Genomic DNA, 13005 nt, shown 5'->3' with positions numbered 1-13005 from the left:
ACCGTCGCGGCTAGAGCGCCACAGCGCCGTCCGCTGCGTCGACCTCGGCGCCGTCGAGCCACGCGCGGCCGGGGGCCGCCAGCCGGACCCTCCCGCCGTCGACCCCGAGCACCTCGCTCGTCGCCGCCAGCTCGCGTCCGGCGACCCGGACGCCGATGGGCAGTGCCAGCCCGGAGCGCGCCGGCACCTCGATCTCGGCACCGTCGAACAGCCGCGTCCCGTCGAGCTCGAACGCGCTCCGCAGCGCGAACCCGCTCACGTTGAGCACGTGGAGGAGGCGGGAGCCGTCCGCCGCGCGGGTCGTGGTGGTGACGAGGCCGGGGTGCGGCTCCCGCGCGAGACCGGGCGCCACGCCCAGCCTCGTCAGGACGGTGCGGAACAGCTCGAGGTCGACCCCGTAGTCGCAGCCGACCAGGACGGCGGTGCCGCGCCCGGCCCGCACGAGCAGCCCCGTCGGCTCGCCGCCGATCGCCTCCCGGAGGAACACCTCCGCCCCGGGTGCCGCGTAGGTCTCGGCCCGGCTCACCCGACGCTCGGTCGCCCGACCCCAGGTCGAGGTGACCGAGGTGAACCAGTCGGGCCGGTCGACCACCTCGCCCGTCGCCGCGATGCCGAGCGCGTCGGCGAGCACCGTGCAGGCCTCGCCGTCGAGGTCCGTGACGGGCAGGTGCCCGAGCATGAGCAGCGAGCCGCCGTCCAGCACGTGCCGCGCCAGCAGCTCCTGGACGTCGCGGGCGACGGCCCTGGGGGTGCCGAGCACGACCAGCCGGGGCAGGTCTCCTGACGTCTGCAGGTCGACCGCCCCGTACCGGTAGCCGAGGGTGAGCAGGACGCGCCCGACGAGGCCGCGCGGACCGGCGCCGCGGGCGTACTCCAGCTCGGCCACGTCCTCGGCGGGCCCGGTCCGCGGCGGGACGTACTCCGTGAGGTAGTGGTCGAGGTGGAGGCCGATCGCGAGGTCGTCGTGCTCCTCCCGGGCGTCGGCGATCCACGGCCGCAGCCGTGCCGCGAGCGACATCGCCTCCGCCTGCGACGCGAAGTGCCGGCTCCGGCCGCGCTCGGGGTCGACCGGGGCGGAGAAGCCGTGCCGCTCCCCCGTGATGCCGAACCGCGTGGTGCCGTCCGAGCGCGGCGGGTCGGCGACGCCGTTGGTCCCGCCGGCGAACAGGTAGTAGTTGAGCAGTCGGTTGCCCTGCGCGAGCGACAGGCGCGTCTTGAGCACGACGGCGGAGGGGTCGGTGGCGTGGGCGAGGTCGTCGGCGTAGTCGCCGGCCCCGGCCTCGAGCTCCAGCGCGGTGGTGGGCTGGTCGGGGCCGTTGACGGCCGTGAGGCAGGCGTTCATCAGGTGCAGGTCGGCGGCGCGGGGCAGGTCGAGGTCGCCGAGGTAGTGGTCGGACCCCGCGGCGAACCCCGGCTTCCCGGCGTACGTCTCGACGAGCTGGGAGATGCCGACGGGGAACGGCGCACCGGACCTCTCCGCCGTGCCGTGGACGTTGACGAGGAACGGGACGCCGCCCATGCCCGCCTCCCGGGCGTACCCGGCGAGGAGGTCGACGTAGCGGGCGAGCCGACCGCGCGCGAACCGCCCGAGGTCGATCCGCAGCCGCTGCGCCCACTCCGGCCGCGGCGACCGGATCGACGCGGCGAAGGACGCGAGGGACTCCGCCGTCGAGGCGTCCGCCAGTCCGGGGTAGCGCCGCGCCAGCCGGTCGCCGTGGCGAGCCTCCAGCCAGTCGCGCAGCTCCGCGAGCGAGCGGTCGTCGAGGTGCGGGGCGTTCGACACCCAGGCCAGCATCCCGACCTCGTTGTCGAGCTGGACGGCCGCGACCGGTCCGCCCGCCGGCGCCATCCGGGGCGCGGCGACGGCACCGACCGCGTCGTACCAGCGTCGGACCTCGCCGAGGAAGGCGGGGGCGAGGTAGTCGAGCTCGGCCGTGGGGACGGGCCGGCCGTGCCAGCCGAGCGGCACGACCTCCGGGTGCTCGCGGCGCACCCGGTCGGGCACGCCCTCGCCGGCGGTCTCCGCCATGATGAACGGCCCCGGCCGCAGGAGGACCCGCAGCCCACGGTCCGCGGCGAGGTCGACGAAGCCGCCGAGGTCGAGGGACGGGTCGGTCCGGCCGACCAGGTCGATCGTGCCGTCACCGCGCTCGTGCACGACCCACGGCACGTAGGTGGCCACCGTGTCGGCCCCCGCCTCGCGCAGGAGGCACAGCCGGGACTCCCAGTCCCGCGGGTGGAGGCGGAAGTAGTGGACCTCGCCAGCGACGACGATCGTCGGCTCGCCGTCGGCGAGGATCTGGCGGTCACGGAGTGTCAGGGCGGTCACGGTCGCTCCCCTTCTGGTGGTTCCGGCGGTGGTCCTCGTCGCGCCCGGTCGCGGCGGCTCGCTCGCGCTCCGCCGCCGCCCGCCAGCGCTCGCGCAGCGCCCAGGCCGCGGCCTTCGGCTGCCGCTGACGGGTCAGGACGCCCTTGCGGTTGCCGTCGACCCGGATGAGCCCGGGCGCCGTCGCGAAGTCGGCGAGGTTCCAGACGTGCTCCCCGATCACGGCCGGGACGGTGTCGAAGACGCGGGTGGACATCGCGACGAGGTCGCGCTGGTACTCCTCGGACCACGGCTCGGGGTCGAGGTGGTGGACGCCGGCGACGGCGTCCGCGCCGAACTCGCTCACGACGATCGGCTTGCCGAGCTCGGCCCAGGCCGCCAGCTCGGCGCGCAGGTGCTCCTCGGCCGAGACCAGGTCGCCGGTGTCGACGTACCAGCCGAGGTAGCGGTTGACGAGGAGCAGGTCGACCATCGGCGTGACGCGGCACCGCCCCGGACGGTTGCTCGTCTCGTTCGCGAACGTCACGGGCCGCGAGGGGTCGAGCTCGCGCACCAGGTCGACCAGCGGGGCGAAGTAGCGCTCGGCCGCGTCGGTCGAGCTCGCCGGCTCGTTGGCGATCGACCAGGCGATGACGCTGGGGTGCAGCGCGTCCCGCGCGAGGAGCTCGCGCAGCACCCGCGCGTGCGCCGCCTGCGCGTCCGCGCCGATGAGGTCGGGTCCCTCGCCGAACGTCTCGGCCCCGAGCCGGCCGCCGGAGAAGACCGCGTTCTGCCCGACCGCCGGCGACTCGCTGATGACGAGCAGCCCGTCCTCGTCCGCGAGGTCGAGCACCTCCTCGGCGTACGGGTAGTGGGACGTGCGGAAGGAGTTCGCGCCGAACCAGCCGAGCAGCTCGTGGTCGTGGACGGCCAGGACGTCGTCGTGCCCCTTGCCGCGTACCGGGTGGTCCTCGTGCCGGCCGAAGCCGCGCAGCCGCACGGGGACGTCGTTGACGAGGAGGCGCGCCCCGTCGACGCGCACGGTGCGGATCCCGACCCGGGTGGCGTAGGCGTCCAGCAGGTCGCCCGCGGCGTCGCGCAGCTCCAGGCGGAGCAGGTATCGGTACCCGTCCCCCGGCGCCCACGGGTGCGCGTCCGGGACCGCGAGCTCGATCGCGGCGCCGGCGTCGCCCGCGTCCCGGGCCACCTCACGCTCGTCCGCGTCGAGCAGGACGGCGGTCACGACGGCGCCCGACGCGTCGCCCGCGACGCCGGCCCGGACCCGGACCGTCGCGTCCCGTCGGGCCGCCCGGGCGACCGGGCCCCCCTCGCCCGTCGCCCGCTCGACCGGCGGCGGCTCACCGGTCGGCGCCAGCTCGGTCGCCACGTCGAGCGTGTCGAACCGGACGGGCGGGACGGCCGAGAGCCAGACGCTGCGGTGCAGCCCCGAGTAGTGGAGGAAGTCGTGGAAGTAGCGCTGTCGCCGGCCGGAGGCGGTCGTCTCGACCACGCCCGGCGGGATGGTCGCCAGCGTCAGCTCGTTGCCCACGCGGACGACGACGCGGGCCGGCTCCCCCGCCGGCGCCGCATCCGTCACGTCGGCCTCGAACGGGAGGTATCCGCCGACGTGCCGCGCGACCTCGACGCCGTTGACCCAGACGGTCGCCTCGTGCGCGGCCGCGTCGAACCGAAGCAGCACCCGCCGCCCGCGCCAGCCGCTCGGGACCCAGACCTCGCGCTCGTACCAGACGTCACCGACGTGCTGGCGCAGCCCCGACCCGGGCAGGACGTCGCCGTAGGACGAGGGCACCGGCATCCGGCCGGCGTCCGGGACGCCCCGCGACCACGCCGCGTCGCGCCCGGTCCCGTCCGGGTCGGCGCGGAACCGCCACACGCCGTCCAGCCGCGTCGACTCGCGCGTCGGTCCGTCCTGCGGGCGCAGCACCGTTCCTCCCGACTCTCGCGGCGCGGTCAGTCGACGTCGAGCCGGCCGTCGCGGGCCACGCCGCCCAGCCAGGCGAGGCTGGGCTTGGGCAGGCGCTCGAAGGTCTCGGGCGACCACGAGGCGAGGCCGAAGGTCGGCCGGAACGAGCCCCACTCGTAGTTGTCGAGGAGCGACCAGTGCAGGTAGCCGAGGATCGGCGTCCCCTCCTCCATCGCCTCGTGCAGGTGGCGCAGGGCGTCGCGCGTGTAGTCGATCCGGCGCGCGTCGTCGGCGGTCGCGATGCCGTTCTCCGACACGAGGACGGGCAGCCCCGTGATCTCGTGGCCGAGCCGGGCGGCCTCGGCGATCGCCGGCGGGTAGTACTCCCAGCCGGTGAGCGTCACCTCGGCGCCCTCCGGCGCCGGCTGCGGCCCGTCGAGCGTGATCCGCGTCCGGGTGTAGGCCTGGACGGCGACGAAGTCGTCCCCGCGCGCGGCCTCGAGGAACACCGTCTCGCGCGGGTGGGCGTACGCGCGCAGCACCTCCTCCGCGCCGGGGTCGGCGAAGAACTGCTGCGGCGCGACGGGCCACCCGACCGGGATGCCGGTGGTCCGCACGAGGTCGACCGCCCGGCGGTGGGCCGCGATGAGGTGCTCGGTCGCGACCGGGTCGGGCGCCGGCAGCGCCCCGGCCTGGAGCTGCTCCTCGCCCTTCTCGCCGCCGATCATCATCGCGAGGATGTTCGGCTCGTTGATCGTGAACACGTGCGAGACGCCGTCGAGGATCGGCAGCACGGTCTCGACGTAGCGCGCGAACAGGTCGGGGGCGCCCGGGTCGAGCCAGCCGCCGTCCCGGACGAACCAGCGCGGGTTGGTGAAGTGGTGGAGCGTCACCAGCGGGGTCACCCCGGCGTCCAGGCAGTACTGGATCATCCGGCGGTAGTGGGCCAGCTCCGCGCGGGAGACCATGCCGCGCTCGGGCTCGATCCGGGCCCACTCGACGGAGAACCGGTAGCTGCGCAGGCCCGAGGCCGCGAGCATGTCGATGTCGTCGCGGTAGCGGTGGTAGCTGTCGGCGGCGTCGCCCGACCGCTCGGCGAGGCGCGAGCCCGGCTCCACCTCGCGCTGCCACCAGTCGCTGTTGAGGTTGTTGCCCTCGATCTGGTGCGCCGCCGTCGAGGCGCCCCAGAGGAAGTCGGCCGGGAACTGGATGGTCGTCATGATCACTCCGAAGGGGTCGGTCCTACTTGATGCCAGTCATGGCGATGCCCTGGACGAAATAGCGCTGCAGCAGCAGGAAGAGGACGAGGATCGGCGCCACCACGAGCACCGAGCCGGCCATGAGGATCCCGTAGTTGGTCTGGTTCGACCCGACCGAGTACAGGGACAGCGCGACGGGCAGCGTGTACATGTCCTCGGTCTGCGCGACGACGAGCGGCCAGAGGAAGTTGTTCCACGACCCGAGGAACGTGAGGATCGCGAGCGTCGCCAGCGGCGGCCCGCACTGGGGCAGCACGATCCGGGAGAACACGCGGAACTCCCCGGCCCCGTCGATCCGAGCGGCCTCCATGAGCGCGTCCGGGATGCCCTGGATGTACTGGCGCATGAGGAAGACGCCGAGCGGTCCGGCCAGGAACGGCAGGATGAGCGCCGGGTAGGTGTTGACCAGCCCCAGGTTCGCCACGATGACGAACGTCGGGATCAGGGTGACGACGCCCGGCACCATGAGCATCGTCATGACGAGGCCGAACAGGAGGCGCCGGCCGGGGAAGTCGATCTTCGCCAGCGCGTACCCGACCATCGAGCAGAAGAGCAGGTTCCCCAGCACGACGCAGACGGCGACGATGAGCGAGTTCGTGAGGAACTTGCCGTAGTCGAGCTGGGACATCCAGGTCTCGTAGTTCTCCGTCGTCGGCGCCTGCGGCCACCAGGTGATCGGGCGCCGGAGCAGCTCGCCCTGCGTCTTGAAGCTGCCGAGCAGCATCCAGATGAACGGCATGATCGTCACGAGGAGCCCGACGGACAGCACCGTGTAGGTCACGGCGCGCGACCACGGGAAGCGCAGGGCGGAGCGCGCGGAGGACACGGGGCCGGGCGAGGCCGGACGGGACGACACGGGGTTGACGGTCACCATGGTCAGTCCTTCGATCGCAGGATGCGGAACTGGACGGCCGCGAGCGCGGCGATGAACGCGAACAGCACGTACGCGGCGGCCGACCCGAAGCCGAACCGTCCGTAGCCGAACTGGTTGTAGACGAAGAAGCTCATCGTCAGCGTCGAGTTGAGCGGACCGCCCTTGGTCATGACGAAGGGCTCCTCGAACACCTGGAGGAAGCCGACCGAGAGCAGCACGGCCCCGAGCAGGAGCGTCGGGCGCAGGAGCGGCAGCGTCATCGTGCGGAACTGACGCCACTTGCTCGCGCCGTCGACCTCGGCCGCCTCGTAGACGTCGCTCGGGATCGCCTGGAGGCCGGCGAGGAAGATGATCATGAGCGTGCCCATGTTCCGCCAGGCGGCCATGAGGATGATCGACGGCATCGCCCAGTACTGGTCGTTCAGCCAGTCCGGCCCGTTGATCCCGACCCAGCCGAGCACGGTGTTGACGAGGCCGTCGCCCTGCAGCATGAAGCGCCACACGACCGCGACCGCGACGATCGACGTCACGACGGGCGTGTAGAAGCCGACGCGGAAGACGGACCGGAACTTCTCGATCCCCGTGTTCAGCGCGACGGCGAGCGCGAGGCCGAACACCATCGTCAGCGGGATCCCGACCACCGTGAAGTACAGGGTGTTGACGAGCGCCTTGCGGAACGTCTCGTCCTGGAAGACCGCGACGAAGTTCTGCAGGCCCTCGAAGTTCACCGAGAACGGGGTCCGGATGTCCCGGATGGTCATGTCGGTGAAGGACATCCCGAACGACCAGACCAGCGGCCCGAACATGAACACCATGAAGATGAGCACGAACGGGAGCGCGAACAGCCAGGCGACGAGACCCTGACGGCGACGACGACGCTCGGTGGCGCTCGATCGCCGAGGGGCGGCGCCGACACCGGGCCGGCGCCGCCCTTCAGTCGTGACGGACATGGCCGTCTCCTACCAGCCCAGCCCGACCGCGTCGGCCTTGGCCTGGATCGCCTTGACGGCCTCCTCGGCCGTGGTCTGGCCGTGGATCAGCTTCTCCGACTCGGTGCTGATGACACCGCCGATCTCGTCCCAGGTCGGGACGCTCGGCGGCGCGACCGTGTTCTCAAGCTGGTCGGACAGGACCTTGAACCGCTCGTCGGCCTGGAGCGGCTCGTAGTCCCACGCGGAGGAGACGGACGGCAGGTCGGAGCTGGCCTCCCACCACTCCTGCTGGACCTCGGGCTGGGACAGCCAGCGGATGAGCTTCCACGCCCCGTCGGCGTTCTTCGCGTCCTTGAACACGCCGAGGTGCGCGCCGCCGATGTAGGAGTTGTTGTTGTCCTTGCCACCGGGGATGACGGCGGTCGCGACGTTCTGGTCGACCCAGTCGGCGCCGGCGAGGTCACCGAGGACGTTCACCATCCACGGGCCCGAGATGAAGACGGGGTTGGACCCGTCGACGAACGACGGTGCAGCGGTGTCGCCGTAGCCCGTGAGCGGGGAGACGCCCTGCTCGAAGAACGAGGCGTAGTACTCCATCGCCTCGACCATGAGGTCGTTGTCGAAGTCGTACGCCGTGCCGTCGGCCGTGAGGGCCGAGCCGCCCTGCTGGGAGTACCAGGGCAGGATGACCTGGCTGGGGTTCTCCACCTGGCCGACGGGCAGCTGCATGCCCCACTCGGCGCCGTGCTCCTGGAACGCCTTGGAGAACTCGAGCGCCTCGTCCCACGTCGTCGGGGCGTCGAGCCCGTACTCGGCGGCGAGGTCGGACCGGTAGTAGAGGACGCGCGTCTCGACGTACCACGGGACGGCCCACGTCGCGTCGTTCGCGACGACCGAGTCGGCCGCGCCCTGGACGAACGAGCCCGCGTCGACGAGCCCGTCCGGCACCTGCGCGAGACCGCCCGTCGCCACCATGGCGGCCATCCCGGACGAGCCGATCATGATGGCGTCCGGCGTCGTTCCGGCCGTCACGGCGGTCTGGAACTTCGTCATCACGTCGCCCCAGGGGATCGTCGTGACCGTGATCTTGGCGTCCGGGTTCTCCTCGGTGAACTTCGTGGCGAAGTCGGGGAACTTCTCTCCCTCCTCCCCCATCATCCAGATCGTGATCTCACCCTCGGCCGGTGAGTCGTCGATGGCGGCCTGGGAGCCACCGTTGCTCGCGTCGCCGCTCGGGGTGCCAGCGTCGTCCGCCCTGCCGCATCCACTCAGAACGAGTGCGGCGGCGGCGCCGATCAGCACCGCCCTGATCGCCTTGTGTCGAACCACAACAACCCTCCTCATCGAGTGCGCCCCATCGTTGGAGCGGTGTGTCGAGCATAGCCTAGCGTGCGCTCGGTCGGTTATATTGATGGCCCAGGTCCACGGCCCGCAGCCCTCCCGTGGCGCACTCACCGACGAGGCAGGCAGACTGTGCACGTTCCCCACGACCCCGAGGAGGCGTCGAACCGTGCATGTGACCGCCGAGACCCCAGCTCCCCCAGCTCGGACCGAGGACCGACGACACCTCCGCGGCGCCGAGCGACGCCGGGAGATCCTCGCGACGGCGGTCGACGCCTTCGCGGAGAGCGGGTTCCGCGGGAGCACGCTGCGGGACATCGCCCAGCGCATAGGGATCTCGGAGGCCGGACTGCTCCACCACTTCCGCAGCAAGGCCGACCTGCTGACGGCGACGCTCGTGGAGCGCGACCGGCGGGACGAGGAGCGGCGTCGCCTGAGCGAGGCCGAGGGCGCGCCCTTCCTCGACACCGTCCGGGACCAGGTGGCCCGGAACGCCGCGACGCCCGAGCTCGTCGGGCTGCACGTCGTCGTCTCGGCCGAGGCGACGGACCTGTCGCACCCGGCGCACGACATCTTCCGCGACCGCTACCGCAGGCTCCGCCACCAGGACACCGAGAACTTCCGCGCGGAGGTCGCCGCCTCCCGGCTGCGCCCCGACGTCGATCCCGAGCGGATCGGCCAGCTCGTCTCGGCGGTCATGGACGGCCTGCAGCTCCAGTGGCTGCTCGACCCGGACGACGTCGACATGGTCGACCTCTTCGAGCACTTCCTCCAGATCCTCGGGGCACCGCCGCGCGAGAGCGCAGGCGACGTCGCTCCCCCATCCCCACCACCTCAGGAGACCTAGGACCCATGGCCGACACCCGACGCCCACCCTCAGGATCGCGAACGATCGGGGGCCAGCGGCTCACCGTCGATCTGACGGGCTCGGGTGACGTCCACCGCATCGCGGCCGACGGGCTGCTCGTCTCCCAGTACCTCCCGGGCGTGCACGACGCCCCCGTCGGCGGGCTGTGGCTCCGCCGGCTCGACGACCACGGCGCGCCCGCCGCCGTGGCGGCCCTGGTGGGGCGCGGCGCCGACGTGCGGTCCGTCGAGGTGGGCGGGCTCCGCGCGCGGTGGCGGTCGGTCGCCCTCGGTGTTCCCGCGACGGTCGAGCTGACGGTCGACCCCGACGCCGACCTGTGGGTCTGGCGGGTGGAGCTCGGCGAACCGGCCGGCGACGGCGGGACGGAGCCGATCCATGACGGCGGGACGGAGCCGGCCGGCGACGGCGCCCGGTACGACCTCGTCGCCGCGCAGGACCTCGCGCTCGCACCGCCGGCCGCCGCCCTGTCCAGCGAGGCGTACGTCTGCCAGTACCTGCTGCACCGCCGGGTCGAGCACCCGACGGCCGGCGTCGCGCTCGTCTCGCGGCAGACGATGGCCGCGGCCCCCCTGCTCCCCCTTCACGTCATGTTCTCCCCCCGGGGCGCGGTCGCGTCGTGCACCGACTCGCTGCAGCTCCACACGCCGCTCGCCCGGCGGGACGCGCTCCCGCACGGGCTGACGGCGGGCACGCCCGACGGTGTGCTCCAGTACGAGTACTCGGCCCCGGCCCTGGTGACGCGACCGTTCAAGCTCGGCGACGGCCCGGTCGTCCGCGACGTCGTCCACGTGGTCCGGACCGACTCCCGGACCGACCTCGACGCGCACGCGGCGTCGCTCGCCTCGTGGGCTGAGCTCGCCGAGACGGCGGCCTCGCGTCCCGAGACGCTCGAGCCGTTCTCCCCGACCCGGTCGCTGCTGCGGGACGCGCCGCCGCTCGCGGGCGACGACCTGTCCACCCCCGACCTGCTCGCGGCGCTCGGGATCGACGCCGCCGACGTCCGGCTCCCCGAGCACGGCGACGACGGCGAGCTGCTCTCGTTCTTCACCCCGACGTCGGCCCACGTCGTCACCGGGGCGAAGGAGACGCTCGCCGAGCGCTCGCACGGCCACATCCTCCGCGCGGGCGACGCGATCCGCCCCACGCCGGGCCTGCTCGCGGCGACCGCGTTCGCGCCGGGCGTGTTCGCCTCGCACGTCGTGGCCGGCAACACGACGGCGAACCGGGTCGTCGGGGTCCACCGGCACCACCTCAACCTCCAGCGCGCCAGCGGCGTCCGCGTCCTCGTCGACCCGGGCGACGGGCCGCGGCTGCTCACCGTGCCCTCGGCCCTGACGATCGACCTCGGCGGCGTGCACTGGCTCTACGAGGGCGAGCTCGGCCGGATCGACGTGTGGACGACGGTCGCCGCCGACCGGTCACGACTCGACGTCACCGTGCGGTGCGAGCTGGACCTCTCCGTGCGGTTCACGGTCGAGCTGGACGAGGAGGGCGGGGGCTGGCACCGGGAGCGGATCGACGCCGACACCCTCGTCCTCGTCCCCGCCGACGGCAGCGCGGTCCAGCGGCACGATCCCGGGCTCGCCTACGCCCTCCGCGGCACCGCCGGCCTCGACGACGACGCGGAGCTGTTCGACGGCGCCCGACCGCCGGGGCCAGTCACGCACCTCGCGACCGCGCCGACGAGGCGCACGGCCTCCCTCACCCTGACCAGCTCGCTCGACGGACCGGCGGCTGCCCGCGCCCTGCTCGGCCGACCGGTCGAGGACGCCGAGCGCGAGGCGAGGCTCACCGCCCACCGCGAGCAGGCCCGCACCGTCCTCGGGCTGACCCTGCGACCGCACGACGCGCTCGCCGCCGAGGAGCTCGACGCGCTCGTCCCCTGGTACGTCCACGACGCGCTGACGCACTTCCTCTCCCCGCACGGGCTGGAGCAGTACTCGGGCGCGGCGTGGGGAACGCGCGACGTGTCCCAGGGCCCGTTCGAGCTCATGACGGCGGCCGGGCGGCACGACGTCGCCCGCGACATCGTGCTGCGGACGTTCGCCCGGCAGCACCGCGACGGCGACTACCCGCAGTGGTTCATGTTCGACTCCTACGCCGAGGTCTACAGCGCCACCTCGCACGGCGACATAGTCGTGTGGCCGCTCTTCGCCCTCGGCCAGTACCTCGAGGCGACGGGCGACCTCGCGGTGCTGGAGGAGACGGTCCCGTTCTGGGACGACGAGACGCGCGCACCGGCGGTCTCGGGGCCGGACGCCACCGCCACCGTCCGCGACCACCTGCGCCGGACGCTCGACTTCCTCGACGCCCACCGGCTGCCGGGGACCGACCTGCCCGCGTACGGCGAGGGCGACTGGGACGACACCCTGCAGCCCGCCGACCCGGAGCTGCGCACCCGGCTCGCCTCGACCTGGACGGCGGCGCTGCTCGCGCAGGCGACGGGGCTCCTCGCCGACGCGCTCGGCGCCGGTGCGGGTGCGGACGGCGACTCCGTCCCGGACGCCGACGGGCTCGCCGCGCGCCTGCGCACCACCGCCCGCGGGGTCGGCGCGGACCTGCGCGAGCGCGCGCTCGTCGACGGCGTGCTCAGCGGCTACGTCCAGCACGGCGACGACGGCGACGCGCTCGTCATCCACCCGCGCGACGTCCGGACCGGCATGACGTACCGGCTGATCCCGATGACGCGCTCGATCATCGCGGGGCTGCTCACGCCGCAGGAGGCCGTCGCGCACGAGCTGCTCATCTCCGACGAGCTGCTCTTCCCCGACGGCGTGCGGCTGATGGACCGGCCGGCCGACTTCACCGACGGCATCCCCCGGACCTTCCTGCGCGCGGAGCAGGCGGCGAACGTCGGGCGCGAGGTCGGGCTGATGTACGTCCACGCGCACATCCGCTACGTCGAGGCACTCGCCCGGCTCGGCCGGACGCGCGCGATCGACGAGCTGCTGCGGATCAGCCCCGTCGGGCTGCACGAGCGGCAGCCGAACGCCGCGGCGCGGCAGCGCAACGCCTACTTCTCCTCCAGCGACGCCGCCTTCCCGGACCGCTACGCGTTCGCCGCGGGGTTCGAGCGGGTGCGGACGGGGGACGTCCCGGTCCGGGGCGGCTGGCGGGTCTACTCCAGCGGGCCTGGCATCTTCCTGCACCAGTTACTCTCCCGCGTGCTCGGCCTGCGCCGCCTGCCCGACCGGCTCGTCGTCGACCCCGTCCTGCCGGCGGCGGCCGACGGGCTGCGGCTGGAGCTCGCGATCGACGGCCGGCGCGGGACGATCGGCTATGTCGCGGCCGGTCCGGGCGAGGGTCCGGCGATCCTCGCCCCCGGGCGCGGCGAGCTGCCCGTCGAGCCGGCCGCGCCGAACCCGTACCGACCCGGCGGCCTGGCGCTGCCGTACGCGGTCCTCGGGGACGTGGACGACCTCGTGGTCCGGTTCGTCCCCCGCGACTGACCGGGGTCCGGCCCCGTGGGGCGGGCCGGGGCCCGGCCGTGGGGCGGCACGCC

Annotated in this window: 8 protein-coding genes; 2 read left to right on the top strand and 6 right to left on the bottom strand. The window is 73.5% G+C overall.

Going from position 1 to position 13005, the window contains the following annotated elements; all coding sequences use genetic code 11:
- Positions 1–10: 10 nt before the first annotated feature.
- Genes EDD28_RS14235 through EDD28_RS14210 form a run of 6 tightly spaced genes read right to left on the bottom strand, consistent with a single transcriptional unit; the run spans position 11 to position 8623 of the window.
- Positions 11–2329 carry a beta-galactosidase gene (locus EDD28_RS14235; protein WP_123740428.1) on the bottom strand — a complete coding sequence of 773 codons (2319 nt, stop codon included), beginning with the start codon at positions 2327–2329 and terminating at the stop codon, positions 11–13.
- Positions 2307–4250 (bottom strand): beta-glucuronidase, encoded by a 1944-nt coding sequence (uidA, locus tag EDD28_RS14230; protein ID WP_123740427.1) that lies wholly within the window; start codon positions 4248–4250, stop codon positions 2307–2309. The genes EDD28_RS14235 and uidA overlap by 23 nt, the downstream gene beginning before the upstream one ends.
- A gap of 26 nt (positions 4251–4276) precedes the next feature.
- Positions 4277–5449, bottom strand: a complete 1173-nt coding sequence (locus EDD28_RS14225; protein WP_123740928.1) for a glycoside hydrolase family 1 protein — start codon at positions 5447–5449, stop codon at positions 4277–4279.
- Positions 5450–5471: 22 nt separating this feature from the next.
- Positions 5472–6362, bottom strand: coding sequence for a carbohydrate ABC transporter permease (locus EDD28_RS14220; RefSeq protein ID WP_123740426.1), 891 nt, complete (start codon positions 6360–6362; stop codon positions 5472–5474).
- 2 nt (positions 6363–6364) lie between these two features.
- Positions 6365–7312 carry a carbohydrate ABC transporter permease gene (locus tag EDD28_RS14215; protein WP_123740425.1) on the bottom strand — a complete coding sequence of 316 codons (948 nt, stop codon included), beginning with the start codon at positions 7310–7312 and terminating at the stop codon, positions 6365–6367.
- A gap of 9 nt (positions 7313–7321) precedes the next feature.
- Positions 7322–8623 carry an extracellular solute-binding protein gene (locus tag EDD28_RS14210; protein ID WP_170169504.1) on the bottom strand — a complete coding sequence of 434 codons (1302 nt, stop codon included), beginning with the start codon at positions 8621–8623 and terminating at the stop codon, positions 7322–7324.
- Positions 8624–8804: 181 nt separating this feature from the next.
- Between EDD28_RS14210 and EDD28_RS17515 the strand changes: the two genes are divergently transcribed.
- A complete protein-coding gene (locus EDD28_RS17515) occupies positions 8805–9482 on the top strand; it encodes a TetR/AcrR family transcriptional regulator (RefSeq protein ID WP_170169503.1) in 678 nt (225 codons plus the stop codon).
- A gap of 5 nt (positions 9483–9487) precedes the next feature.
- Positions 9488–12952 (top strand): hypothetical protein, encoded by a 3465-nt coding sequence (locus EDD28_RS17510; RefSeq protein WP_170169502.1) that lies wholly within the window; start codon positions 9488–9490, stop codon positions 12950–12952.
- The last annotated feature ends 53 nt before the right edge of the window (positions 12953–13005 follow it).

The organism is Salana multivorans (assembly GCF_003751805.1).
GTDB lineage: Bacteria > Actinomycetota > Actinomycetes > Actinomycetales > Beutenbergiaceae > Salana > Salana multivorans.
The sequence above is the reverse complement of the archived record's forward strand: the minus strand, read 5'-3'. Positions and strand labels throughout refer to the sequence as shown.